Genomic DNA, 24,402 nt, shown 5'->3' with positions numbered 1-24,402 from the left:
GCCGACATTCTAATCGTCCCAGGAGAAACCATGTCTTCGATCACCGAACAGTTTTCCGCAGCTACGAAGTCCCAGTTGGAAGCCCAATTCAAGATCTTCAACACGTTTGCCAGCACCGCCGTCGACAGCGCGGAAAAGGTCATCGCGCTGAACATCAGCACCACCAAGGCTTCGGTGGAAAAATCGTCGGCCGCCGCGAAAAAGCTGCTCGAAGCGAAAGACCCGCGCGAATTCTTCAGCCTGAGCACGGCCGAGCCGGCCAGCTTCGACAACCTGCTGGCTTACGGCCGTGAGTTGTACAGCATCGCTTCCGACGTCCAGAGCGAGCTGATCCAGTCGGCCCAGCACACCATCAAGCAAGTATCCGACCTGGCCACCGCGCCGGTGACGGCGGTGAAGACGGCCGTCAAGGCCTTGCCGCCAGCGCCAGTTGCCGCCCCGGTCGCCAAGCCGCCAGTTGCCGCCACCCCTGTGCCGGTGGTGGTGGAGCCGCCGGTCGTGATCACGGCGGCACAAGCACCTGCCAACGAAGCGGTCGCCGCGCCGGTGGTGGCCGAGGAAGCCAAGGCCGCCAAGGTTGTCGCCAAGCCGAAAGCCGCACCGGTGGACGAAGCGCCGGCCCCGGTGGAAACCAAAGCCGCCGCCAAGCCTGCCTTCCCGGCGCCGCCGGCGAAGCCGGTCGCCGCAGCCGCCGACAGCAAGCCCGAACTGAAATCCGTACCGTCGGCCAAGGCCAAGCCCACTGGCAAACAGCTCGACATGCTGAGCAGCAACAAAGCCAAGAAGTAAGACAGCAGCGTTTTATTTCCATGTAGGAATTGGAAGGACACGGACTACGGACTTCCTCGGCATGCTGTATCCTAGCGGGCTAAGCGCTATTCCGAGGCAACATGTCTAAACTTTCCGGATTGATCGGCGGCTTCGTGCGCCAGCACAGCCGTGCCTACGCCGTGTCCGGCGCCATGCTGGCCGGCGTGGCCATCCTCTCCATCTGGGTGCCGCGCAAGGTCGGCGCCATGATCGACGGCCTGGCCGGCCACACCCTCGGCGGCGACGCCCTGCTGCGGGAAATCGGCGCACTGCTGCTGATCGGCGCCGGCATCTATTTCCTGCGCGTCGCCTGGCGCCAGATCCTGTACGGCGCCGCCTACCGGCTCGGCGTCTCGCTGCGCACCCGCCTGTACACCCGCCTCACCCTGCAAGGCCCGGCGTTCTACCAGCGCCAGCGCACCGGCGACCTGATGGCGCTGGCCACCAACGATATCGACGCCATCGAAATGGCCGCCGGCGAAGCCATGCTGGCCGGCTTCGACGGCGCGCTGACGCTGGTGATGGTGCTCGGCGTGATGCTGCTCGGCGTCGACTGGCGCCTGGCCTGCATCGCGCTGCTGCCGTTCCCGCTGATGGCGTGGGCGTTCTGGTACATCTCCGGCCATATCCACACCGCCTCCACCGATTCGCTCAAGCGCTTCAGCGCCCTCAACGACCATGTGCAGGAAACCCTGTCCGGCGTGCGCACGCTGCGCGCGCTGGGACTGGAACAGCGCAGCGCCGCGCAGTTCGGCGAACTGGCGCAGCACGCCTCCAACGCCAGCCTGCGCGCGCAAGTGTGGGAGGCGGCCTACGAACCGGCAGTCGGCCTGACGCTGACCGCCGCCGGCGGCCTGACGCTGGGCCTGGGCGGCTATCTGGTCTGGCAGCACCAGCTGACCATCGGCGCGCTGACCAGCTTCACCATGTATCTCGGCCAGCTGATCTGGCCGATGTTCGCGGCCGGCTGGGTGCTGTCGCTGATCGAACGCGGCAAGGCCGCCTGGCAGCGCCTGCAACCGATGCTGGACGCGCCGCTGGCGATCGACGACCACGGCACGCTGGACGCCGTGGCGCCGGGCGCGCTGGCGCTGCACAAGGTCAGCTACGCCTACCCCGGCCAGGGCGCGCCCGCACTGAGCGACATCACGCTGGAACTCAAGCCGGGCCAGACCCTCGGCCTGGTCGGCCCCACCGGCTGCGGCAAGTCGACGCTGCTGCGCGTGCTGCTGCGCCAGCTGACGCCGCAATCGGGCAGCGTGCGCTGGAGCGGCCACGCGCTGGCCGACTACCGCCTGAAGGCGCTGCGCGCCGCCATCAGCTGGGTGCCGCAGGAATCGTTTTTGTTCTCCGCCTCGATCGCCGACAACATCGCGCTGGCACGTCCCGGCGCCACCCGCGCCCAGGTCGAACACGCGGCCACGCTGGCCGCCATCCACGACGACATCCTGCAATTCCAGCAGGGCTATGAAACCGAAGTCGGCGAGAAAGGCATCACCCTGTCCGGCGGCCAGCGCCAGCGCGTGGCCATCGCCCGCGCGCTGCTGGCCGATAACGACTTGCTGCTGCTGGACGACGCCCTGTCCGCCGTCGACACCGGCACCGAAACGCGCATCCTGCAGCACCTGGAAGAACTGCGCCAGGCCCGCCACGGCCGCAGCGCCGTCATCGCCAGCCACCGCCTGAGCGCCGTGGTCGACGCCGACCTGATCGTGGTCCTGCGCGACGGCCGCATCAGCGAAACCGGCAGCCACGAACAACTGCTGGAACAGGACGGCTGGTACGCCAGCCAGTGGCGCTATCAACAATTGGAAGCCAGTCTCGATGCCGACTAAGCCTGAACAGATTTCCGCGCGCCGCCAGACCTGGCAGGCGTTCTCGCTGCTGCGCCGCGCCGCCCTGCCCGACCAGCACCACCTGGGCTGGGCCGTCATGTGGCTGGTGCTGGCCGCGCTGCTGGAAGTGATGGGCCCCATCATGGGCAAGGCGCTGATCGACGAGCACCTGCTGCCGCACCACCTCGACTGGCCGCGCATGGCCGGCCTGCTGGCCGGCGTGGTGCTGACCGGCTGGATCGCCAGCGGCCTGCGCTACCTGCAACTGGTGCGCCTGTCCGGCCTGGCGATGCGCTCGGTGATGCGGCTGCGCGAAATGGTCTACACCCACGTGCTGCTGCTGCCGATGGCCTTCTTCGACCGCGCCATCACCGGCCAGCTGGTCTCGCGCGTGACCAACGACACCGAGGCCGTCAAGACCCTGTACATCCAGGTGCTGTTCGTGATGCTCGATTCCACCATCGTCCTGATCGGCACCGTGGCCGCGATGGCCTGGCTGGACTGGCATCTGATGCTGATCGTGCTGGCGCTGCTGCCGGCGGTGCTGCTGATCGTCTGGCTGTACCAGCGCTGGAGCGCGCCGGCCGTGACCCGCGCCCGCGCGCTGCGCAGCGACATCAACGGCCAGATGGCCGAATCGATAGGCGGCATGAGCGTGCTGCAGGCGAACAACGCCGAAGCCCGCTTCGGCCAGCGCTTCGCCGCCACCAACCAGGACCACTACACGGCTCGCCTGTCCGAACTGCGCGCCAACGCCTGGCTGCTGCGGCCGGCGCTGGACATGTTCAACATCATCCTGCTGGCGGCCGTGATCTACCTGTTCGGCCAGCGCGAGATGACCGCCGCCGAGGTGGGCGTGCTGTACGCCTTCATCAGCTACCTGGCGCGCGTGATCGAGCCGCTGATCCAGATCACCATGCAGTTCAGCCAGTTGCAGCAATCGGTGGTGGCCACCGCGCGCGTGGCCACGCTGCTCGACGAGGCCACCGCCACCGAACACGCCGCGCCGGAACACGCCGCCGGCCTGGCCGCCGAGCGCGCCGCCGCCAACGACGCCAGCGGCTACAGCGACAGCAACGCTGCGGCGGTCGCCATCCGCCACCTCGACTTCGCCTACAACGCAGGCCAGCCGGTGCTGCACGACCTGTCGCTGGAGATCCCGCAGGGCGCCTTCATCGGCATCGTCGGCCACACCGGCAGCGGCAAGTCGACGCTGCTGTCGCTGCTGCTGCGCTTTTACCCGGCGCGCCACGGCAGCATCGCCATCCACGGCGTGACGCTGGACGCCATCCCCAACGATCGCTTCCGCGCCGACGTGGGCCTGGTGCCGCAAGACCCCTTCCTGCTGGCCGCCTCGGCCCGCGAGAACATCGACATGGGCCGCGGCCTGAGCCAGGCGCAGATCGAAGCGGCGGCGCGCGCCGCCCACGCGCACGACTTCATCGCCGCGCTGGACCAGGGCTACGACACCGCGCTGGGCGAAGGCGGCTCGCGCCTGTCGGTGGGCCAGAAGCAACTGGTGGCCATCGCCCGCGCGCTGGCCGGCACGCCGCGCATCCTGCTGCTGGACGAAGCGACCTCGCACATCGATTCGCAGACCGAGCAGATCGTGCAGACCGCGCTCGACGAGCTGCGCGGCAAAGTGACGGTGATCGCCATCGCCCACCGCCTGTCGACCATCCGCGACGCCGACCGCATTATCGTGCTCAATCACGGCCGCATCGCCGAGACCGGCGCGCACGAGCAGCTGATGCAGATAGACGGCGGCCTGTACCAGCGGCTCTACCTGTTGCAGCAGTTGGCGGCCTAGCCGTATTCACGATCAGACAACATTGCTAAAAACATTGCTATCTGACTGGCAATATCGACCAGATTGTTGACATCCGCGCCACAGAATATGTGCGGTTTAACGTCAAAAATCACGTTTCCACGGGCTTTCTCGACTGCAACAAGAATATAATTGTCTAGACACTTTGCACGTGCAATCGACAACCGGGAGCGTCAGTTGGCAGGTTTCAGAAATGGCTGGGGGCTGGTCCGCGCAAGACCGCGCGCCGTCGCGGTCGCCTTGGCACTCGCGCTGTCGCCGCTGCTGGCCGGCGCGCAGGCCGATCCCTCTTCGCTGTACGCCCGCATCATCGAGGCGCGCGAACAAAGCCGCTTCGTGCCGGACCAGGCGCTGACGACGCTGCTCAAACTGCAATCCGAAGCGGCCGGCGCGCCGCCCGCCACCCAGGCCGAACTGCTCAACCAGCTGAGCGTGGCGAACATGCGCGCCGGGAAGAACGACGCCGCCATGGCCGCCGCCGACCGCCTGATCGCCTACGGCAAATCGCTGCACGACGATTCCATCGCCGCCAAGGGCCTGATGGCCAAGAGCTATGTGCTGTTCGACCGCGCCGACGTCGACGCTTCGCACCAGATGGCCTTCGACGCCGAGAAGCTGGCGGCCACCAGCACCAACCTGGCGCTGCGTTCGCAGATCGAAGTGACGGTCGGCCAGGCCTACGCGGAAATGGGCAACTTCCCCGCCGCGCTGGTCAAGCTGCAGAACGGCGTCGACACCGCCCGCCAGGTGACGGACGATCCGGTGATGCTGTTCGGCGCCCTCAACGCGCTGGTGAACCTGTACACGCAGCTGAAGGAATACGACAAGGCCTCCACCGCGCTCGACGAGTTGCTGGCCGAGACCGAGAAGCTGCACTCGCCGGGCCGCATGGCGATCGCCAAGAACACCGAGTACGGCCTGGCCATCGATTCCGGCCAGCCCAAGCGCGCCCTGCGCGCGCTGCTGCAAGGCCTGGACCTGGAGCGCAAGATGGGCGCCGAGCGCATGATAGGCATGACGCTGGTGAACCTGTCGGACAGCTACCTGAAGGAGCACGACTATCCGCGCGCGGCCCAGTACGCGAACGAGTCGCTGCGTTCGACCCAGCGCACCAACGACAAATCGGTGGAGGCGACCGCGCGCGTCAACCTGGGCCAGGCCTACCTGGGCATGGGCCGCATCGCCGAGGGCAAGAAGCAGTACGAAGCCGGCATGGCGCGCTACGAGCAGGAGAACAACAAGCCCGATCTGCAGGCGGCCCTGCGCGAGTACGGCGAAGCGCTGGAACGCGTGGGCGACCTGGCCGGCGCGGTGTCGGCCTACCACCGCGAGCGGGCGATCTCGAACGAGCTGTTTGAAAAACGGCGCCAGCAATCGGTGCTGGAGCTGCAGGAAAAATACGAGGCCGAGAAGAAGCAGCGCCAGATCCAGCTGCTCAGCCGCGAGAACCAGGTCAAGGGCACCGAGATCGACAACCGCCGCCTGCAGCAGCGCGTGTGGTGGCTGCTGGCCCTGGTGTTCGCGCTGGCGTCGATGGTGGTCGGGCTGTTGTACCGCAAGGTGCGGCACGCCAACGCCCAGCTGGAGGTGAAGAACCTGGAGCTGAAGGCGCAGTCCACGCTCGATCCATTGACCTCGCTGTACAACCGCCGCCACTTCCAGGACTTCATGCGCGGCATGACGCCGCCCGACCCGACGCGGCCGGAAAAGCGCACGGTGCACGGCGACGACATCGTCGGCGCCCTGTTCCTGCTCGATGTCGACCACTTCAAGCATATCAACGACGGCTACGGCCACGCCGCCGGCGACGCCGTGCTGAAGATGATCGCCGAGAACCTGCGCGTGGTGCTGCGCGAGACCGACATGATCGTGCGCTGGGGCGGCGAGGAATTCCTGGCCTTCCTGCCGGCGATCCCGCGCCACGGCGTCGACGAGATCGCGCGCCGCATCCTGGTCGGCATTTCGTCGCAGGCCATCCGCTACCAGGAGCATGAGATTTCGGTGAATGTGTCGGTGGGCTTCGCGCCGTTCCCGCTGGTGCCCGCCGACGTGCCGCTGCCGTGGGAGCGCGCGGTCAACCTGGTCGACATGGCGCTGTACCTGGCCAAGGCGCACGGCCGCAACCGCGCCTACGGCGTGCGCGGCTTCGAGAACTTCGAGCAGACCTCGATGGAGGCCATCGAGCAGGATCTGGAGAGCGCGTGGCGCGCCGGCTATGTGGATTTGAGCGTGGTGCTGGGCGGCGATCCGGAGACGCCGCCGCCGTCGCCGTCAGAGCACAGCAACGTGGTGCCGCTCAAGCACGCGGCCCACAAGGCCGGCCACTGAGGCCGGCCACTGCGGCTGGCCACTGCGGCTGGCACGCAGCTTTATTTGGCGGGGCTGGACGCTTCGCGTTCGCGGGCTTTTTCCTGCATCTTCGTGCCGGCCTGCTCCAGCTTCTTGCCGGCTTCCTCGGTCGCATGGTTGAGTTTGTCGCCCGCCGCATCGGTGGCCTTGTTGATTTGCTGGCTGGTTTCCTTGGCGGCGTCGGTGATCTGCTGGTTGGCCTGTTTCGCGGCCTCGGTCAGCTCGCGGCCGGCCTTGTCGGTGGCCTGATCGAGCTTGCGGCCCGCCGTCTCCGCCGGGCCGGCGACGCTGTCGTCCTTCTTCTGGCAGCCGCCCAGCAGCGCCAGCACCATCAAAGCCGCAGCCGCGCCGCGCACCGTTGTCATCGCCGTCATCACCGTCTCCTTAGGGAATTAAACATTTCCGACAGCATACAACGGACGTTCGCCGCGCAGCGCACGGCTGAAGCTTATTTGTAGATGCCCACGCCGATCACGTAGTCGCCGACTTTTTCGACGTAGGTGTTTTTCTCTTCGAGGTTTTTGCTGATCGAGTTGGGCCACATGTATTTGACCCAGCCCTTGCCGGCCGGGCTGGCGCCGATCTTGAGGAATTCCTTGATCGGATAGACGCCGCCGGCGCTCAGCTCCATCAGGTTCTTGTTGACCATCTTGGCGTTCTGGCCGTGCGCCAGCGCCACGCCGGCCTTGTCGAACATGAATACGTAGAGGTCGCCCTGGATGAACTCGCCCTTGGGATCGTTGAAGGCGGCCACCGCCTTGTCCTTGCCGTTCTTCTGCAGGTACTCGCCGGCGCGCTTGACCATCGCCACCGCCTCGTCGGCGGTGCCGCGCTTGAGGGGCGCGTCCTGCGCCGTGGCGGCGCCGGTCAGGCTCAGGGTCAGTGCGGCGGCTAAAAGGAACTGGAACAGATGTTTCATCGTTGTGCGTCTCCGTTGTTATAGTCGCCGATACTGCGGCGTATCAGGTGATTTTCTTGGGCGGCGGGGGCGGCGCGAAAACAATGGTCTCCGATTCCGGCGCACTGTCCATGGCGTCGGAAGTCTCCAGCCATTTCATCAGCTTTTCCATGCGGCGTATCAGGATGCCCTTGCTGCTGATGTAGCCCACCTGCTCGAAATTCTCGGGCCGGCTCACCATCTTGGACACCGTCGGCAGGTTCTCCGCCAGGCGCTCGAAGGCCTTGCGCGCCTTCTGCTCCCACTTGGTCAGATTGGCTTCGTTGAAACGGTTGCTTTCGTAGTAGATGGTCAGGGTGCGGTCGTGATTGCCGAAGCCGACAATGGCCGCCCCCTTGCGCACCGTCTCCAGCACGTCGTCCTTGATGTTCGCGGTCGGCACGAACAACGCCGCGCGGCCGGTGGTGTCCGGGCGCTCCAGCGGCAAATCCTGTCCCATTATTACGCTCATCACGCTTCCTGTTGTTATCGCCGGAGTTGCTGCTAGGCTATATTTGTGATTCTATATCGCGTCCCTGCCCAATACAAGGAGAAACCGCGCCACCGTGGCGCGCCCGGTAATGGCGGTGGTTCTCCCCGTATAATGCGGGCTGATCCATTTATACCGCTGCGCCATGACGTCGTCCACCCTCCCCGCCGCTGCAACCACCGCCTCCCGCTTCGGCGCCATCCCCGAACACGCGGTCGACACGGCGGAACGCAACGTGCGCGACACGCTGGCCGTGGCCATCGAACACGCCGCGCCGCAGGGCGCGCTGATCGTGTACGACACCCGCAGCGACCTCAACCGCGCCCTGACCGAGGCCTACCGCCGCGTGGTCCCGGACGCCGAGTTCGTCGACTTCGACAGCACCACGCCGGAACAGGTGCTGGCCGCCTTCGCCCGCATGAACGCCGGCGACCTGGTGGTGCTGATCCAGTCGACCAGCTTCCGCCTCGAAGCCTTCCGCATCCGCATCGAACTGTTCAAGCGCGGCCTGAAGGTGATCGAGCATGTGCACCTGTCGCGCATGCCGGGCGAACAGGGGCTGCACTACATCGCCTCGCTGGCCTACGACCCGGCCTACTACCGCGGCGTCGGCCACGCGCTCAAGGCCCGCATCGACAGTGCGCAGCACGGCGTGGTCGACAGCGGCAATGGCGAACGGCTGGTGTTCGGCTCGCCGTTCGAATCGGCCAAGCTCAATATCGGCGACTACAGCGGCATGAACAACATCGGCGGCCAGTTCCCGCTGGGCGAAGTGTTCACCGAAGCGCGCGACCTGGAAGCGGTCAATGGCCGGGTACGGATCTTCGTCTTCGGCGACACCGCCTTCATGGTCAACAAGCCGGCCACGCCGGTCACGCTGATCGTGGAAAAAGGCCGCGTGGTGGGCGCCGAGAACGCCACGCCGGAATTCGACAACATGCTGGCCATCATCCGCGCGCACGAAGGCGAAGTATGGCTGCGCGAACTGGGCTTCGGCATGAACCGCGCGTTTTCGCGCGACTGCATGGTCAACGACATCGGCACCTTCGAGCGCATGTGCGGCATCCACTTGTCGCTGGGCGCCAAGCACGGCGTGTACGCCAAGCCGCAGTTCAAGCGCAAGGAAGCGCGCTACCACGTCGACGTGTTCGCCGTCACCGAAGCGGTCTACCTCGACGACGAACTGGTCTACCGCGACGGGGCTTGGCAGGTGGCGACGGTTTAAAAAGCCAGCAACCCGGCGGCGGCCAGCTCGCGGTCCCACGGCGGCACCGGCTGGTACTCGGCCACCAGGAAGTCGATCAGCGCCCGCACCTTGGCCGACGGCTGCCGGCTGGCCGGATACAGCGCGCTCAGATGGTTGAGCGGCAGCTCCCAATCGGCCAGCACCGGCACCAGCGTGCCCTCCAGCAGCGCGCGCCAGGCCAGGAAGGTGGTGTTGTAGACGATGCCCAATCCGCGCTGCGCCGCCTGCTGCAGCACCACGCCGTTATTGGCCGTGAACGCCGCCTGCACCCGCACCGTTTGCCGCTCCTCGCCACGCGCGAAATGCCACTGCGTGCCATCGGTCAGGTGGCTGAAATGCAGGCAGCGGTGCTCGCGCAGATCCTGCGGCGCCTGCGGCACGCCATAACGCGCCAGATAGGCCGGCGACGCGCACAGCACGCCGCGGCACGGCGCCAGCGGCCGCATCGCCAGCGCATGCACGTCCGGTATGCCGCCCACCCGTATCGTCAAATCGAAACCATGCTCGATCGGATCGAGCAGCGCATCGTCCACGTACAGCATGGGCGCGAGCTGCGGGTGCGGCAGGCTGAATCGGGCCACCGCGTCGGCCAGCCACTCGCTGCCGAAACTCGACGGCGCCTGTATCCGCAAGGGCCCCGCCAATTCGGCGCCGGCCTGGGTGGCCTGGCTGAGCGCCCGCGCCGCCTCCTGCGACTGCGCCACCGTCGCCATGCACGGCGCCAGATAGGCCTGGCCGGCGTCGGTCAAACTCACTTCGCGGGTCGAGCGGTGCAGCAGGCGCGCTTGCAGCTTTTCCTCCAGCTGCAGGATATGCTTGCTGACCATGGCGCGCGTCAGCCCCAGGCGGCGGCCCGCCTCGCTGAAGCTGCGCAGCTTCGCCACCTCGACAAAAATCTCCATCGCCCGTAATTGATCCATGACACATTGTCTCCATTTTGGCGACAATGTGTCAACCTTTTGCAGATTGTCTGGCTACAGTGCGCGCCCTACAATGCGCTATCCCCTTCCTGCCCCATCGGAGCCCGCCATGCTGACAGACGCACAAAAACAACAATATCAACGCGACGGCTACATCGTCCTGCCCAACTTCAAGACACCGCAGGAGATCGCCACGCTGCGCGCGCGGGCCGCGGAGATTGTCAACGAATTCGATCCCAACGCAAGAACCGGCATCTTCAGCACCATCGAGCAGGAAAAGACCACCGACGATTACTTCCTCGGCTCCGACAACACCGTGCGCTGCTTCTTCGAGGAGGAGGCCTTCGGCCCGGACGGCCAGCTGAAACAGGACAAGTCCCTGTCGATCAACAAGATCGGCCACGCCATGCACGATCTCGATCCGGTGTTCCGCGCCTTCTCCACCGACGTGCGGCTGGCCGCCGTGGCGCGCGACCTGGGCCTGGCCGACGCCCAGGTCTGGCAGTCGATGTACATCTTCAAGCAGCCCGGCATCGGCGGCGAAGTGCGCTGGCACCAGGACGCCACCTACTTCGACACCAACCCGGTCAGCGTCACCACCTTCTGGTTCGCGCTGGAAGACGCCACGCTGCAAAACGGCTGCATGTGGGCCGAACCGGGCGGCCATCGCGGCCCGATGCGCGAACGCTTCCTGCGCAACGGCGACGACGTGCGCATGGAAAAACTCAGCGACCTGCCATGGCCGGACGACAGCACCGCCGTGCCGCTCGAATGCAAGGCCGGCAGCCTGGTATGCTTCCACGGCCTGCTGCCGCACTACAGCGCGCCGAACCGCTCGGCCGTCTCGCGCCACGCCTACACGCTGCACGTGACCGACGGCGCCACCGAGTACTCGCCGCAGAACTGGATACAGCGCGACGCCGCCTTCCCTGTGCGAGGCTTCCTGTAATGCAGATCCAGATCTTCGCCGCCCACTGGGGCAACAACGAACTGGCGCCGCAGGTCTTCATCGACCGCGTCAAGCAGGCCGGCTTCGACGGCATCGAAATGTCGCTGCCGCTGGACGCCGCCGCCCGCGAGGACTGGACCGGCCGCATCGCCGCCGCCGGCCTGGGACTGATCGCCGCCCAATGGGAGACGGTGTTCCATCCGACCTTCGAACCGCACCGCGCGGCGCTGGCCGAACTGTTGCACAACGCCTGCGCCGCCAAGCCGCTGCACGTCAACTCGCACACCGGCAAGGACTACTTCACGCCGGCGCAGAACCGCGAACTGCTTGAACTGGCGGCCGCCATCTCGCGCCAGCACGGCGTGCCGATCGTGCACGAAATCCACCGCAGCCGTTTCAGCGGCCACCCGATGCTGCTGCTGCCCTACCTGGAGCAGATGCCCGGGCTGGAACTGACGGCCGACCTGTCGCACTGGTGCTGCGCCTGCGAATCGCTGCTGGAAGACCAGCCGCACACGCTGGCCGCCACGCTGCCGCACGTGCGCCACATCCACGCCCGCGTCGGCCACCAGCAAGGCCCGCAAGTGGCGGACTTCCGCGCGCCGGAGTCGCAGGCGGCATTGGCCGCGCACCTGTCGTGGTGGGATGAAGTGATACGTCTGCGCCGCGCCGCCGGCGCCCAGCGCATGACGCTGACGCCGGAATTCGGCCCCGTACCGTACACGCAAACGCTGCCCTACACGCAGAAGGAAGTATCGAACGCCTGGGAGCTTAACCTGGCGATGCTGGAACTGCTGCGCCAGCGCTACGGCTGAAGCGCGGGCGGCTGCACGGGCTCCTGCACCGCCCCTTCCGGCGCCCGCGTCGGCAGCACCAGCGTGACGGTGGTGCCGGCGCCGGGTTCGGACTCGACCCGTATGGTCCCGCGCAGCACGCCGGTGACAATGTTATAAACGATATTCATCCCCAGCCCCGAACCGCCCTGTCCCAGCTTGGTGGTGAAGAAGGGATCGAAGATCTTGTGCAGCGTGCCGGCCGTCATGCCGGAGCCGTCGTCGCAAAACCGCAGCTTCACCAGGTCCGGGCCTTCGCGCCGCGCCTCGATGGCGATAATGCCGCTGTCGCGGCCTTCAAAGCCGTGCAGCAGCGCGTTGCCGATCAAATTGCTCAGCACCTGGCTCAAGCTGCCCGGATAGGAATCGAACTCCAGGCCCGCCGGCACATCGACCTTCACTTCGCAGCCGGCCCGCCGCAGCTGAGCCGCATAGGTCGCCAGCGTATCGTGCACCACCTCGTCGAGCTGGAAGCGGCGCCGCTGGCCGCTGGCCTGGTCCACCGCCACCTGCTTGAATGAGGTGATCAAGTCGGCGGCCCGCGTCAGGGAGCTGTTCATGATGTCGCAGGCCTTGCGCGCGTCGGCCAGGTGGGTCTCCAGCACCGAGCGTTTCAGGCCGCCGTCGGTGGCCAGGCGCCGTTCGAAATCGCGCACCATGTCGCTCAGGGCGCTGGCGGTCAGCAGGCTGTTGCCGATCGGCGTATTCAGTTCATGCGCCACGCCGGCCACCAGCGCCCCCAGCGACGCCATCTTCTCCGACGTCTGCAGATTGGTCTGGGCCTGCTTCAGCGTTTCCGCCACCACCGACAGATCGCTGCGCGCCTGCTCCACATTGCTCTTCTGCCGTTCCAGCTCGGCCAGGCTGTATTCCAGGCCGTGCTTGGCGTCGATCACGCGCCGGGTGGACACCATCAGCGCCGCGATCAGCGCGCTGATGATGAAGCCGGCCACGCCGATCAGCAGCACCGGCAGCTGCGAGCGGCTGTAGCGCGCGCCGCCATAGCCCTCGAAGCGCATCAGCCAGCGGCGCTGGCCCACCATCAAATCCTTTTGCTGCGCCATTTCTTCCAGCGGCGCGCCGCGCGCCTGATGAGCGCCCACCTTGCCGGCGCTGTCGTAGAGCAGCGTGTCGACATTGGACGGCAGCACGTCCTTGACGCCGGGGTAGCCGCCGTCGTCGATGCGCACATGCAGATGCTGCAGCAGCGAGGCGTCGATCACCTCGCGCATCAGCGTGTTAACGCGGAAGACGATGGCGACGAAGCCGATCAGCGCCGCGCGCCGCTGCTCGACCGTCTGCAGCGGCGGACCGCTGCGGTAGACCGGCGCCCGCGCCACGAAGCCAGGTTCGCCGCTGGAATCCTGCACCAGCGTGATGCGCTCGGTGGCGACGATCTCGCCGCTGTCGCGGCCCAGCTCCAGCGCCCGCAGATGCGGCGGCAACGCGGCCAGGTCCAGGCCGAAGGCGTTCTCGTTGCCCTTCAGCGGTTCGGTGTATTCGATGATGTAGTGCAGGTCGCGGCGGCTGGCCGGGTGCACGAGAAAGTCGGGATAGCCGCGCGCATCGATGGAGGTGTCGCCCTTGACGGCGGCGGTGAACGGCGCCAGCTCGGTCTCCGGCACCATGCGCACAAACTGGATCGCCTGGAAGCCGGGATAGCGGCGGTCCAGCTTAAGCTCCGTCACGAAGCGGTGGAAGCGCTGGCGGTCGATGCGGTCCTCCAGCGCGTACATGCCTTTTATCCCGAGCAGCATGTCGAAATAGGTTTGCAGCCGCACCTCGGTGTCGCGCACCACCCTCTCCACGTCGCGCTGGAAGTTGGCCTGCGCCTGCTGCCGCTGCGTCGCGATCACCGCGTAGCAGGTCGCGGCCGTGAGACAAATGCCTATGATGAAAGCCAGATAACCGCGCGATCGTGTCATAGGTCGGCGCCCCCTATTCCGCGATATCCGGCACGGTGGCGGCCGCCGGCAGATCGCCATAGCGTTCGGCGATGGCCATGAACTCCTCCTCGACGGTCAGCATGGCGTCGACCACGTCGGGGTCGAAATGCTCGCCGCTGCCCTGGCGTATCATCTCCATCGCCGTTTCATGGGTGAAGGCCGGTTTGTAGACGCGCTTGGAAATGAGGGCATCGTAGACGTCGGCCACCGCCATCAGCCGCGCCGACATCGGGATCGCATCGCCCACCAGGCCTTGCGGATAGCCGGAGCCGTCGTACTTCTCCTGGTGCGAATACGTGATCTCGCGCGCGTAGCGCAGGAAGGTGTTGGTGTAGCCCAGATGCTGCTCGACGTTGGCGATGGCGTCGCGCCCGTACACCGTGTGCATCTTCATGACGGCGAATTCTTCGTCGGTCAGGCGGTCCGGCTTGAGCAGGATGGCGTCCGGGATCGAGACCTTGCCGATGTCGTGCAGCGGCGCGGCCTTGAACAGCGACTTGATGTTCGCATCGCTCAGCTCTTCCTTGAAGCGGTTATGCGTCTGCAGCTGGCGGCCCAGCGCGGCGATATAGTGCTGCACGCGGCGCAGGTGGTTGGCGGTTTCGTACTCGCGGGTTTCGGCCAGCGAGGCCAGCGCCCAGATCATGGCGTCGAGCATCTGGCTCAGTTCCGCCGTCACTTCCTCGACCACGTGCTCCAGCAGGTTGCGCTGCTGCTTGAGCAGTTCGCGCGAATGGCGCAGCTGCAGCTGGGTGTCCACCCGTGCGCGCAACACCTCGCCGGCGACCGGCTTGAGCACGACATCCGCGCCGCCCTCCAGGAAGGCGCGCGCCTCGTCGGCCCGCTGTTGCAGGAAAATGACAGGGATGTCGGCCGTATCCGGGCTGGATTTGAGCTGCTGGCAAACGGCATAGCCGTCCACTTCCGGCAGCGCCGTGTCCAGCACCACCAGATGCGGGCGCGGCACCTGTTGCATGATCGCCAGCGCCGCGCGGCCGTTGTTGGCCAGCTTGACCTCGTACTGGTCCTGCAGCAGCCCATTCATCAAGATCAGGTTGTCCGGCGCCTCATCGACGATGAGCACGATGGCCTTTTTGATGTTCATCTGCCGCTACTCCCCGATATTGGTCTCTACCAGCATCATAACCGAGGGAATTTTCCCGCAAAACATTTTTTCTCCGCTAGCTTGCAATTGTATAGTGCGCTATCTATACTAGGGACATGGATACCAAAACTACCCCCGCTCCCTCCGCCGCCGCGCCGCAACTGGACGGCCAGCTGTGCTTTGCCCTGTATTCGACGTCGCTGGCGATGAGCAAGCTGTATCGCAAACTGCTGCGCGGCCTCGGCCTGACCTATTCCCAGTACCTGGTGATGATGGTGCTGTGGGAGAAAAACGAGCTGACCGTGTCGGAAGTGGGCGAGCGCCTGTTCCTCGACTCGGCCACGCTGACGCCCCTGCTCAAGCGCATGGAACAGGCCGAGCTGCTGACCCGCACCCGCGCCGCCAGCGACGAGCGCCAGGTCATCATCTCGCTGACGCCGCACGGCGACGCGCTGCGCCACGAAGCGGCCAAGCTGCCGCCGTCCATCCTGCAAGCGACCAAGTGCACGCTGGATGAAGTGGTGGGCATGAAGCAGCAGCTCGACGCGCTGCGCGCCAGCCTGATGTCCGCCAACTGAGAGCGCCGATGACGACTTCCAATCCGATCTTCACCCATCCCCGCCATGTGGCCGAAGCGCTGCGCAAGGACGGTTACGCGGTCATGCCGCCGCAGGACGTGGCGGCGCTGGCCGGCGTGACGCTGGCGCAGCTGGACGCGCTGGTCCCCAGCTGGAACGCGCTGGAACTGGACAACTACCTGAAGGACGGCGGCCGCTATCGGCGCCGCCGCCATTCCTGCTTCGTGCAGAACGGCGCCGAACTGACGCAGACCGCGCACCGCGCCCACTGGCAGCCGCTCGAATACAACGCCCTGCACGGCGGCATGAACCGCCTGTTCGAACCGATGCAGCCGGCCACCGTGGCGCAGCCGGCGTGGCAGGCGCTGGTGCGCGGCATCGGCCAGCTGTGCAGCGCAGCGCGGCGCAGCACCGCCCCGTGGTATGTTGAAGCGCACCAGTTCCGCATCGACACCACCGACGGCATCGGCCGGCCGACGCCGGAAGGCGCGCACCGCGACGGCGTCGACTTCGTCGCCGTGCTGCTGATCGGCCGCGAGCAGATCAAGGGCGGAGAGACTCGCATCTTCGAAGCCGATGGCCCGAACGGCAAGCGCTTCACGATGACCGAACCGTGGACCATGCTGCTGCTCGACGATGCGACGGTGATCCATGAATCGACGCCGATCCAGCCGCTGGGAGAGCACGGCCACCGCGACACGCTGGTGCTGACCTGGCGCGCGGGTGGCTTCCAGGGACAGGAAAGTCCCCCCCTGAAAGACTAAATCCGATATAGTCACAACAGAAAATATCAGCATTCAGGAGGGTGGTCCGTGGACACCAGCTACGAAATTCAGCCCGAAGAGATCGAAATCCTCATCGTCGAGGATAGCCCGACCCAGGCCGAGCGCCTGCGCCGCCTGATCCAGTCGATGCGCTACGGCGCCCGCGTCGCCGCCAACGGCCAGCTGGCGCTGGACGCCATCCGCGAACGCAAACCGCACCTGGTGCTGTCCGATATCGTGATGCCGGAGATGGACGGCTATGCGCTATGCCGCGCCATCAAGGCCGACCCGGAACTGCGCGAAATCCCGGTGATCCTGGTGACGTCGCTGATGGACCCCAAGGACATCATCCGCGGCATCGAATGCGGCGCCGATAACTTCATCCGCAAGCCCTACGCCGAAGACTACCTGCTGAACCGCATCGGCCACATGCTGATGAACCAGAAGCTGCGCAAGAACCAGAACATGGAGATCGGCATCGCCCTCTACCTGGGCGACCAGAAGCACTTCATCAACGCCGAGCGCCAGCAGATCCTCGACCTGCTGATCTCCACCTACGAACAGGCGGTGCAGGTCAACAGCGAATTGCAGGCGCGCGAGCGCCAGGTGATCGAACTGAATATGCGGCTGGCGCACCACGCCGGCGAGCTGGAAACCATCAACCGCGAAATCGCGCTGAAGAACCTGGAGCTGGCCGAGGCGAGCCGCATGAAGTCGGCCTTCATCGCCAACATGTCGCACGAACTGCGCACGCCGCTCAACGCCATCATCGGCTTCACCGGCGCGCTGCTGATGAAGCTACCCGGCCCGTTGACGGCCGAGCAGGACAAGCAGCTCAACACCATCCGCACCAGCGCGCGCCATCTGCTCTCGCTGATCAACGACATCCTGGACGTGGCCAAGATCGAGGCCGGCAAGGTCACGCTGGAGCTGGAGACCGTGCAGTGCCAGCACCTGGTCAACGACGTGGTCGACACGCTGCGCCCGCTGGCGCTGCAAAAGGGGCTGGGACTGGAAGTGGAGCTGGCCGGCGACGCCATCGTGCTGGAAACCGACCGCCGCGCGCTGACGCAGATCCTGCTCAACCTGGCCAACAACGCGATCAAGTTCACCGAGGCCGGCACGGTCAAGGTGGCGCTGACGCAGCGGCCCGGCGACGGCCACAACATCGTCGAGTTCTCGGTGGCCGACAGCGGCGCCGGCATCCGCGAGGAAGACCAGGCCAAGTTGTTCCAGGCCTTCTCGCAGCTGGACTCCACTTCGACGCGGCACGCGGAAGGCGCGGGCCTGGGCCTGTACCTGTGCCAGAACCTGGCCAACCTGATCGGCGGTTCGCTGTTCTTCAACAGCGATTTCGGCCACGGCAGCACGTTCACGCTGGCGCTGCCGCAACGCAGTGCAGCATAGAACTTTGATTTTTTAATACTGTAGAAGCTTAGACACCGTAGTTCTACGGTATTGCACCGCAACATGAACTGGCATATAGTTGGAACTGTCTCCTCCAACCGTTCGCTGAACATTGGAATTCAGCCCGCACCGTCAAGGTAGCGGGCGTTTTTTTTGCCCGGCTTTTTAGGCGCGCAGCAGATCGAGCCTGCCGCCGCGCGGCAGCGACGGGAACACCTGCACCAGCTGCTTGTCGCTCAACAGCAGATGACGCTCGGCGATGGCGGCCAGCACGCTGCGGAAGTCCGTCGTCACCGGCAGGTCGCGCCCCTCGTTCAAGTCCGCGTCGCCGACGCCGCGCCAATCGCCCAGCACCTTGCCGCCGCTGACGCCACCGCCCAGCACCCACATCGCATTGCCGTGCCCATGGTCGGTGCCGCCGTTGCCGTTCTCGCGCGCGGTGCGGCCGAACTCCGACATCACCACGATCGTGGTCTGCTCGAACAGCGGCCCCAGTCGCTGCGCCAGCAGCGCCAGTCCCTGCCCCAAAGGCTGCAGCCGGTTGGCCAGCTGGCCGCGCGCCGCGCCCTGGCTGGCGTGCGTGTCCCAACCGCCCAGCGCCACGAAGGCCAGCTGGATATTCGGATCGTTGCGCATCAGCCCCGCCAGCCGCGCCGCATCGTCGGGGAAGCCGTTGGGCAGCGGCGCGCCGCCGTTCGCGGCCTGCATTTCCGCCGACATCATGCCGCCCATGCCGCCGCCGCCCATCTTGCCGGCCGCCGCGTCCATCACTTCCCTGTGCGCGTCCTGGCCCTGCTGGTAGGCGGCGCCGAAGCGCGGATTGTCCGCGTACAGCTGGTCGAAGGCCTTGCCCACCGCCGGCCGGTCCAGCACATTGGCCCTGGTGCCGGCCGCGCCGTTGGCCAGGTTGACCGCCGCCGCACGCCCCGACAGGATGCGCGGCATCGTCGGGCCTATGCTCAGCGCGCGCGTCGGCGTGGTGGCGCCGGGCAGTGCCGCCACCAGCCGGTTCATCCAGCCGTCCGCCGTGCTCTTGATGCCCGGCGTGGCCGATTCCATGTAGTCCTGCGCGTCGAAGTGCGAGCGCGTGGCGTCCGGTGAACCGCTGGCATGGATGAAGGCCAGCTTCTTCTGCTCCCACAAGGGCAGCAGCGGCGCCAGTGCCGGGTGCAGGCCGAAGTAGCCGTCCAGGTTCAGCGCGCCGTTGTCGTCGCCCGGCCGGGCCAGCGCAATGGTCGGACGCAGGCGCGCATAGTTGGCGTCGCCCACCGGCGCCACCACGTTCAGGCCATCCACCGCGCCGCGCAGCATGACGACGATCAGCTTGCGGCCGTTGGCGTCGGCCTTCGGCGCGGCGGACGTCGCCGCCCACGCGTGACGGCCCAGCGGTATCACCAGTCCGGCGCCGGCGGCCAGCGTGTTGAGGAAATCTCTGCGTTGCATGGCGGTCTCCGTCGAATGATTAGCGCTGCATGAAATCGGGGCTGCCCAGCAGCATGGCCGCGCGCAGCGGCGCGGGGCTGGCGGCAACCGCGCCCTGCGTCCTGGCCGAGATCGAACCAGCCAATGTCGCCTGCAAGGCCTGCACGTCCAGCTCCGGCGCCAGCTGCGTGGCGAAGGCGATGCGGCGGCTCAGCGCATCGGGATTGAGCCAGCCTTCCTGCGTGTTCTTGTAGCCGTCCGGCGTCTGGCAGCCGTACAGCGGCATGCCGAGACGGGTCAGCACGCCCAGCGTCTGCTTGATGTCCGGCGCCGCCGCGCCGCCGGCGCGCGCGGCCGAGATCACATACTGGTAAGGCGTCTTGAACTTCGCGCCCACGGCCTCCGGCGCCATGAACTCCGCGCTGGCGAACAGGGTGCGCAGCACGCTGCGGATATCGCCCTTGCTGTCGATGTAGGTCTTGGCCATGCGGTCCACCAGCGCAGGCGGCGGCTGGTCCTGCACGAAGTACTGCGCCAGCTGGAAGCTCAGGTGATGCGCGGTGGCCGGCAGCATCGCCAGCACGTCCAGCGCATACTCGCCCTCCTCCTGGCCACCGGCCCTGACGCGGCGGCCCAGCCAGACCTTGTCGTCGCGGTCGTGGCGCGCGGCGTCGAAGTGGAAGGTGCGGTTGCGCGCCACCAGCTCGCGGTTGTCGTAGGTCCAGCCGGTGAGCATGCGCGCCAGTTCCGTCACATCCTTCTGCGTGTAGCCGCTGTCCACGCCCATGGTGTGCAGCTCCATCAGCTCGCGCGCATAGTTTTCATTCAGGCCGCTGCTCCTGGCCTTCTGGCCGCCCTGCTTTTTGCCGCGCGGGACGTAGCCGTCGGCGGTGGAGACCCAGTTGTCCAGGTAGTACAGCATGGCCGGATGGTGGGCGGTGGCGCCCAGCAGGTCGCGGAAATTCCCCAGCGCGTAGGGACGGATCGCATCGCGCTCGTAGCTGGCGATCAGCGCGCGGTCCACGCCCTTGCCGGCGTAGACGTTGAAGTGGTTGAACCAGAAATCGACCATCACCTCTTCCAGCTGGTTCGGGCTGTCGATGGCGCGGACGATGCGCGCCTCCGCCGTCTGCCGGCCGATGGCGGCGATCACTTCGCGCCGTTTGGCCTGGTCGCCGTCCGACTCGTTCTTCGCCATGCCGCGCACTTCCAGGAAGCGCCGCAGCACCACGCCGGCCGGCTCCTGCACCGCATCGAGGCCGGCCAGGCGCGCGTTCAATGCCGGCGGCAACGGCGCGCCGGCGTTGAGCTGGGCCTCGATGTAGCGCTGCACGCCCATCTGCGCCACCCGTTCGACATCGCCCGGCTTGGGGCCGTAGGCGACGCGGTTCAACACATGGGCGGCCGCCTGCTCCGGCGTCAACGGCTCGGCGGCGGTGGCGACTGCGCTTGCGGCCACGGCGGCCACGGCGATCCAGCGGAAAAGCTTCATGGCGAGCTCCGGTCGAAAAATATATTTACTTTATATAACAATATTCCGCTGCCTCAAACGACTGCCATGTATCGGTTGTAAGCGGCTGTAAGCGGCTGGAATGCGTTGCCTCACAAATAAATTAAACAATCGATTTAGTTATATCAATTGTTTAAATTGTGTGATGTAATGCCGCCCATGAATGCCAAACCCACTTCCATCGATACCAGCCAGCCCGCCGACGACGGCCGCAAGCCACGTTCGGATGGCGAGCAATCGCGCGAGCGGCTGCTGCAAGCTGCCATGCGCCTGTTCGCCGCGCAGGGCTTTTCCAAAACCTCGACCCGCGAGATCGCCCAGGCGGCCAATGCCAACGTCGCCGCGATCAGCTACTACTTCGGCGACAAGGCCGGCTTGTACCAGGCCTGCTTCAGCTTCATGTGCCAACCGGAGCCGCAGCATATCGAGATGTTCGCCCAGCCGCATTTCACGCTGCGGGAGTCGCTGGAAGGCTTCTACCGGCAGATGCTGATGCCGCTGATCGCGGGCGAAGATGCGCAATTGATGGTGCGTCTGTTTTACCGCGAAATGCTGGAACCCACAGGGCTGTGGGAGCAGGAGATCAACAACAACATCAAGCCGGAACATCTGGCGATGGTCGAAGTATTGAGCCGTCACCTGGGCCTTGAAAAGCCCACCGACGATGTCCACCGGCTGACTTACGCCATCGCCGGCATGGCCGTGCAGATCATGGTGGGACGCGACATCATCGCCGCGATCACGCCCCATCTGCTGTCCACGCCGGAGGCGATCGACACCTGGAGACAGCATCTGGTCGGCTATGCCGAAGCCATGGTGCTGGCCGAGAAATCCAAACTTCAACGAGGGAAAGCATGAAAATAATCCTACGCGCGGCGGCATTGGCCGTCGCCGCGTCGCTGAGCGCCTGCGCCACGCAGGCGCCCGCGCCGCACGTGGCCGCGCTGGCGCCGCAGCAGTGGCAGGCGCCGCTGCCGACGCAACTGCCCCATAACGGCAGCCAGGCCGACCTGGCCAGCTGGTGGAGCCGCCAGGCGGACGCCTTGCTGGTGCAGCTGATCGAGTCCGCGCAAACGGTCAGCCCGACCATCGCCACGGCCGGTTCGCGCATCGCGCAATCGCGCGCCGAGCGTGTGGCCGCAGGCGCCGCGCTGGCGCCGTCGCTGAACGCATCGGCCAGCGCCAGCCGCAGCAACCAGCAATCGGCCATGCCGACGGGGACCACCTCGCAGGCGGCCCTGCAGGCGTCGTGGGAGATCGACCTGTTCGGCGCCAACCGCGCCGCGCGCGACGCCGCGCAAGCACGCCTCGACAGCGCCCACGCCGGCTGGCACGACGCCCGCGTCTCCGTTGCGGCCGAAGTGGCCAACCAATACTACGGCCTGCGCGCCTGCGAACAGCTGCTGGCCGTGGCCAGGCAGGATGCCGCTTCCCGCACCGACACCGCCCGCCTGACGGAGCTGAGCGCCAAGGCCGGCTTCCAGTCGACGGCCAGCCTGGCGCTGGCGCGCGCCAGCGCGGCCGACGGCAACAACCGCTACCTCGCCCAGCGCGCGGCTTGCGACATCAACGTCAAGTCGCTGGTGGCGCTGACCGCCATCGCCGAACCGGAACTGCGCCGCAAGCTCGCCGACGGCGCGGCGCTGGCCGCCGGCGCCGCCGCCGGCGCGCCATCCATCGCCATCGCCGAACTGCCGGCGCGCACGCTGAGCCAGCGCCCCGACGTCTTCACCGCCGAGCGCGAAGTGACGGCCGCCAGCGCCGATGTCGGCAACGCCCAGGCGCAGCGCTATCCGCGCCTGTCCTTGTCCGGCTCCATCGGCTACGGCAACTTCCGCGCCGGCGGCGTCAACACCGGCACCGACACCTGGACCATCGGCCCGGTCGCGCTGACGCTGCCGCTGTTCGACGCCGGCAAGCGCCGCGCCAACGTCGACGCGGCCGGCGCCCGCTATGACGCCGCCGTCTCCAGCTACCGCGCCGCCGTGCGCCAGGCCGTGAGCGAAGTGGAACAGGCGCTGGTCAACCTGGACGCCACCGGCCAGCGCAGCGGCGAAGCCCAGGCCGCGCTGGACGGCTACCGCGTCAACTTCACCGCCGTCGAAGACCGCTACAAGAACGGGCTGGCCAGCCTGTTCGAACTGGAGGACGCGCGCCGCACGCGCCTGGCCGCCGAACAAACCGTCATCAACCTGCAACGCGACCGCAGCGCCGCCTGGGTAGCGCTGTACCGCGCCGCCGGCGGCGGCTGGACCGCCCCGGCCGACGGCGCCCCCGCCGTCGTCAGCGCCAACTAACCTGTGCCCATCATGAAAAATATGAAAACCCATTTGAAACCTGTCGCCTGCGCACTGCTGGCCGTCTTCGTCGTCGGCGGCGCCGGCCTGGCGTTCTACCCGGCCTCCACGCAAGCGGCCGACGACAAGAAAGCGGAAACCGCCAAGCCGGCGCTGACCGTGACCACCACCAAGCCGTCCGCCGCGCGCCTGCCGATCAAGCTGGCCGCCAACGGTAACGTCGCCGCCTGGCAGGAGGCCAGCGTCAGCAGCCAGTCCACCGGCCTGCGCCTGGCGGAAGTGCGCGTCAACGTCGGCGACGTGGTCAAGGCCGGCGATGTGCTGGCCGTGTTCTCCGCCGAAACCGTGGAGGCCGACCTGGCCCAATCGAAGGCCGCGCTGATGGAGGCCGAAGCCAACGCCGCCGACGCCGTCGCCAACGCCGCCCGCGCCCGCACGCTGCAAAACTCCGGCGCGCTGAGCGCGCAGCAGCTGAGCCAATACGCCACGGCCGAGCAAACCGCCAACGCCCGCATCGCCTCGGCCAAGGCCGCGCTGGCGAGCCAGCAGCTGCGCCTCAAGTACACCAAGGTGGTGGCGCCGGACAGCGGCATCATCTCGTCCCGCGCCGCCACCGTCGGCGCGGTGATCGGCTCCGGCACGGAACTGTTCCGCATGATCCGCCAGGGCCGCCTGGAATGGCGCGCCGAAGTGGTGGCGGCCGACCTGCGCAACCTGAAGGTCGGCACCGGCGCCGTCGTCAAGGCCGCCAACGGCAGCGAAGTGACGGGCAAGGTGCGCATGATCGCGCCGACCGTCGACATGCAGACCCGCTCCGCGCTGGTCTACGTCGACCTGCCGCCGGCCGCCGCCAGCAAGGACGCGCCGTTCAAGGCCGGCATGTTCGCCAGCGGCCAGTTCGAACTGGGCACCTCCGACGCGATGACCGTGCCGCAGCAAGCCATCGTCGTGCGCGACGGCTTCAGCTTCGTATTCCGCCTGAACGCCAACCAGCACGTCAGCCAGATCAAGGTGCAGCCGGGCCGCCGCCTGGGCGACCGCATCGAGGTGCTCGGCGGCCTGACCGCCGACACGCAGGTGGTGGTGCGCGGCGCCGGCTTCCTCAACGACGGCGATTTGGTCAGCAATGTCGCCGACACCGCGCCGGCCGCCAAGCTGGCCGCGAAGTAAGGACAG

General features: G+C 66.8%; 21 protein-coding genes. 13 read left to right on the top strand and 8 right to left on the bottom strand.

Annotation, left to right across the window (positions count from 1 at the left end):
• Positions 1–30 precede the first annotated feature (30 nt).
• From DUGA2_RS10110 to DUGA2_RS10095, 4 genes are all read left to right on the top strand, one after another.
• Positions 31–789, top strand: coding sequence for a phasin family protein (locus DUGA2_RS10110; protein ID WP_070269182.1), 759 nt, complete (start codon positions 31–33; stop codon positions 787–789).
• A 101-nt stretch (positions 790–890) separates the two neighbouring features.
• Complete coding sequence (locus DUGA2_RS10105; RefSeq protein WP_070269181.1) at positions 891–2,645, top strand: ABC transporter transmembrane domain-containing protein; 1,755 nt, start codon at positions 891–893, stop codon at positions 2,643–2,645.
• Positions 2,635–4,455, top strand: a complete 1,821-nt coding sequence (locus tag DUGA2_RS10100) for an ABC transporter ATP-binding protein (RefSeq protein WP_070269180.1) — start codon at positions 2,635–2,637, stop codon at positions 4,453–4,455. Before DUGA2_RS10105 ends, DUGA2_RS10100 begins: the two co-directional genes overlap by 11 nt.
• Before the next feature lie 486 nt (positions 4,456–4,941).
• Complete coding sequence (locus DUGA2_RS10095) at positions 4,942–6,801, top strand: diguanylate cyclase (RefSeq protein ID WP_229214664.1); 1,860 nt, start codon at positions 4,942–4,944, stop codon at positions 6,799–6,801.
• Positions 6,802–6,842: 41 nt separating this feature from the next.
• On the opposite strand, the gene DUGA2_RS10090 is transcribed toward DUGA2_RS10095, so the two are convergent.
• From DUGA2_RS10090 to DUGA2_RS10080, 3 genes are all read right to left on the bottom strand, one after another.
• Entirely contained in the window at positions 6,843–7,196 is a 354-nt protein-coding gene (locus tag DUGA2_RS10090; protein ID WP_070269178.1) for an apolipophorin, read from the bottom strand.
• Between the two features lie 74 nt (positions 7,197–7,270).
• Positions 7,271–7,741, bottom strand: a complete 471-nt coding sequence (locus DUGA2_RS10085) for a cache domain-containing protein (protein WP_070269177.1) — start codon at positions 7,739–7,741, stop codon at positions 7,271–7,273.
• 43 nt (positions 7,742–7,784) lie between these two features.
• Positions 7,785–8,231 carry a hypothetical protein gene (locus tag DUGA2_RS10080; RefSeq protein ID WP_070269176.1) on the bottom strand — a complete coding sequence of 149 codons (447 nt, stop codon included), beginning with the start codon at positions 8,229–8,231 and terminating at the stop codon, positions 7,785–7,787.
• Positions 8,232–8,394: 163 nt separating this feature from the next.
• Between DUGA2_RS10080 and DUGA2_RS10075 the strand changes: the two genes are divergently transcribed.
• A complete protein-coding gene (locus DUGA2_RS10075) occupies positions 8,395–9,474 on the top strand; it encodes a hypothetical protein (RefSeq protein WP_070269175.1) in 1,080 nt (359 codons plus the stop codon).
• Here DUGA2_RS10075 and DUGA2_RS10070 read toward each other — a convergent pair.
• Positions 9,471–10,415 (bottom strand): LysR family transcriptional regulator, encoded by a 945-nt coding sequence (locus DUGA2_RS10070; RefSeq protein WP_070269174.1) that lies wholly within the window; start codon positions 10,413–10,415, stop codon positions 9,471–9,473. The two genes, DUGA2_RS10075 and DUGA2_RS10070, sit on opposite strands and share 4 nt — an antisense overlap.
• Positions 10,416–10,524: 109 nt before the next feature.
• On the opposite strand from DUGA2_RS10070, the gene DUGA2_RS10065 reads away from it, so the two are divergent.
• Positions 10,525–11,364 (top strand): phytanoyl-CoA dioxygenase family protein, encoded by an 840-nt coding sequence (locus DUGA2_RS10065; RefSeq protein ID WP_070269173.1) that lies wholly within the window; start codon positions 10,525–10,527, stop codon positions 11,362–11,364.
• On the top strand, positions 11,364–12,179 hold the full coding sequence (locus DUGA2_RS10060) for a TIM barrel protein (RefSeq protein ID WP_070269172.1): 816 nt from the start codon (positions 11,364–11,366) through the stop codon (positions 12,177–12,179). The genes DUGA2_RS10065 and DUGA2_RS10060 overlap by 1 nt, the downstream gene beginning before the upstream one ends.
• On the opposite strand, the gene DUGA2_RS10055 is transcribed toward DUGA2_RS10060, so the two are convergent.
• Both DUGA2_RS10055 and DUGA2_RS10050 read right to left on the bottom strand, forming a co-directional pair.
• Complete coding sequence (locus DUGA2_RS10055) at positions 12,170–14,122, bottom strand: CHASE domain-containing protein (RefSeq protein WP_070269171.1); 1,953 nt, start codon at positions 14,120–14,122, stop codon at positions 12,170–12,172. The two genes, DUGA2_RS10060 and DUGA2_RS10055, sit on opposite strands and share 10 nt — an antisense overlap.
• A gap of 13 nt (positions 14,123–14,135) precedes the next feature.
• The gene (locus DUGA2_RS10050) at positions 14,136–15,248 is read right to left on the bottom strand and encodes an HD-GYP domain-containing protein (protein WP_070269170.1); all 1,113 of its coding nucleotides are present in this window, start codon (positions 15,246–15,248) and stop codon (positions 14,136–14,138) included.
• A 116-nt stretch (positions 15,249–15,364) separates the two neighbouring features.
• On the opposite strand from DUGA2_RS10050, the gene DUGA2_RS10045 reads away from it, so the two are divergent.
• From DUGA2_RS10045 to DUGA2_RS10035, 3 genes are read left to right on the top strand one after another with little or no spacing between them, the layout of a single operon-like run.
• Positions 15,365–15,826 (top strand): MarR family winged helix-turn-helix transcriptional regulator, encoded by a 462-nt coding sequence (locus DUGA2_RS10045; protein WP_070269169.1) that lies wholly within the window; start codon positions 15,365–15,367, stop codon positions 15,824–15,826.
• Positions 15,827–15,834: 8 nt separating this feature from the next.
• Positions 15,835–16,590, top strand: coding sequence for a 2OG-Fe dioxygenase family protein (locus DUGA2_RS10040; protein WP_070269168.1), 756 nt, complete (start codon positions 15,835–15,837; stop codon positions 16,588–16,590).
• Between the two features lie 48 nt (positions 16,591–16,638).
• Entirely contained in the window at positions 16,639–17,997 is a 1,359-nt protein-coding gene (locus DUGA2_RS10035; protein WP_070269167.1) for a hybrid sensor histidine kinase/response regulator, read from the top strand.
• A gap of 165 nt (positions 17,998–18,162) precedes the next feature.
• Here DUGA2_RS10035 and DUGA2_RS10030 read toward each other — a convergent pair whose 3' ends face one another.
• Together DUGA2_RS10030 and DUGA2_RS10025 are read right to left on the bottom strand one after the other, a co-directional pair.
• A complete protein-coding gene (locus DUGA2_RS10030) occupies positions 18,163–19,440 on the bottom strand; it encodes a DUF1501 domain-containing protein (protein ID WP_070269166.1) in 1,278 nt (425 codons plus the stop codon).
• Between the two features lie 19 nt (positions 19,441–19,459).
• Entirely contained in the window at positions 19,460–20,911 is a 1,452-nt protein-coding gene (locus DUGA2_RS10025) for a DUF1800 domain-containing protein (RefSeq protein WP_070269165.1), read from the bottom strand.
• A gap of 177 nt (positions 20,912–21,088) precedes the next feature.
• Here DUGA2_RS10025 and DUGA2_RS10020 point away from each other — a divergent pair, with 177 nt between their 5' ends.
• Genes DUGA2_RS10020 through DUGA2_RS10010 form a run of 3 tightly spaced genes read left to right on the top strand, consistent with a single transcriptional unit; the run spans position 21,089 to position 24,396 of the window.
• Positions 21,089–21,787, top strand: coding sequence for a CerR family C-terminal domain-containing protein (locus tag DUGA2_RS10020; RefSeq protein ID WP_070269164.1), 699 nt, complete (start codon positions 21,089–21,091; stop codon positions 21,785–21,787).
• The gene (locus DUGA2_RS10015; RefSeq protein WP_070269163.1) at positions 21,784–23,226 is read left to right on the top strand and encodes an efflux transporter outer membrane subunit; all 1,443 of its coding nucleotides are present in this window, start codon (positions 21,784–21,786) and stop codon (positions 23,224–23,226) included. Before DUGA2_RS10020 ends, DUGA2_RS10015 begins: the two co-directional genes overlap by 4 nt.
• Before the next feature lie 12 nt (positions 23,227–23,238).
• Entirely contained in the window at positions 23,239–24,396 is a 1,158-nt protein-coding gene (locus DUGA2_RS10010) for an efflux RND transporter periplasmic adaptor subunit (protein WP_070269162.1), read from the top strand.
• Positions 24,397–24,402: the final 6 nt, after the last annotated feature.

It is taken from the genome of Duganella sp. HH101 (genome assembly GCF_001758795.1).
GTDB lineage: Bacteria > Pseudomonadota > Gammaproteobacteria > Burkholderiales > Burkholderiaceae_D > Rugamonas > Rugamonas rivuli.
This window is presented reverse-complemented; position numbering and strand designations above follow the sequence as displayed.

Excerpts from the sequence above, each read along its gene's own strand:
- DUGA2_RS10075 (WP_070269175.1), top strand. The coding sequence starts at position 8,395 with ATGACGTCGTCCACCCTCCCCGCCGCTGCAACCACCGCCTCCCGCTTC.
- DUGA2_RS10020 (WP_070269164.1), top strand. The coding sequence starts at position 21,089 with ATGAATGCCAAACCCACTTCCATCGATACCAGCCAGCCCGCCGACGAC.
- DUGA2_RS10010 (WP_070269162.1), top strand. The coding sequence starts at position 23,239 with ATGAAAAATATGAAAACCCATTTGAAACCTGTCGCCTGCGCACTGCTG.
- DUGA2_RS10090 (WP_070269178.1), bottom strand. The coding sequence starts at position 7,196 with ATGACGGCGATGACAACGGTGCGCGGCGCGGCTGCGGCTTTGATGGTG.
- DUGA2_RS10040 (WP_070269168.1), top strand. The coding sequence starts at position 15,835 with ATGACGACTTCCAATCCGATCTTCACCCATCCCCGCCATGTGGCCGAA.
- DUGA2_RS10110 (WP_070269182.1), top strand. The coding sequence starts at position 31 with ATGTCTTCGATCACCGAACAGTTTTCCGCAGCTACGAAGTCCCAGTTG.
- DUGA2_RS10045 (WP_070269169.1), top strand. The coding sequence starts at position 15,365 with ATGGATACCAAAACTACCCCCGCTCCCTCCGCCGCCGCGCCGCAACTG.
- DUGA2_RS10100 (WP_070269180.1), top strand. The coding sequence starts at position 2,635 with ATGCCGACTAAGCCTGAACAGATTTCCGCGCGCCGCCAGACCTGGCAG.
- DUGA2_RS10055 (WP_070269171.1), bottom strand. The coding sequence starts at position 14,122 with ATGACACGATCGCGCGGTTATCTGGCTTTCATCATAGGCATTTGTCTC.
- DUGA2_RS10050 (WP_070269170.1), bottom strand. The coding sequence starts at position 15,248 with ATGAACATCAAAAAGGCCATCGTGCTCATCGTCGATGAGGCGCCGGAC.
- DUGA2_RS10080 (WP_070269176.1), bottom strand. The coding sequence starts at position 8,231 with ATGAGCGTAATAATGGGACAGGATTTGCCGCTGGAGCGCCCGGACACC.
- DUGA2_RS10065 (WP_070269173.1), top strand. The coding sequence starts at position 10,525 with ATGCTGACAGACGCACAAAAACAACAATATCAACGCGACGGCTACATC.
- DUGA2_RS10025 (WP_070269165.1), bottom strand. The coding sequence starts at position 20,911 with ATGAAGCTTTTCCGCTGGATCGCCGTGGCCGCCGTGGCCGCAAGCGCA.
- DUGA2_RS10070 (WP_070269174.1), bottom strand. The coding sequence starts at position 10,415 with ATGGATCAATTACGGGCGATGGAGATTTTTGTCGAGGTGGCGAAGCTG.
- DUGA2_RS10085 (WP_070269177.1), bottom strand. The coding sequence starts at position 7,741 with ATGAAACATCTGTTCCAGTTCCTTTTAGCCGCCGCACTGACCCTGAGC.
- DUGA2_RS10095 (WP_229214664.1), top strand. The coding sequence starts at position 4,942 with ATGGCCGCCGCCGACCGCCTGATCGCCTACGGCAAATCGCTGCACGAC.
- DUGA2_RS10060 (WP_070269172.1), top strand. The coding sequence starts at position 11,364 with ATGCAGATCCAGATCTTCGCCGCCCACTGGGGCAACAACGAACTGGCG.
- DUGA2_RS10105 (WP_070269181.1), top strand. The coding sequence starts at position 891 with ATGTCTAAACTTTCCGGATTGATCGGCGGCTTCGTGCGCCAGCACAGC.
- DUGA2_RS10015 (WP_070269163.1), top strand. The coding sequence starts at position 21,784 with ATGAAAATAATCCTACGCGCGGCGGCATTGGCCGTCGCCGCGTCGCTG.
- DUGA2_RS10030 (WP_070269166.1), bottom strand. The coding sequence starts at position 19,440 with ATGCAACGCAGAGATTTCCTCAACACGCTGGCCGCCGGCGCCGGACTG.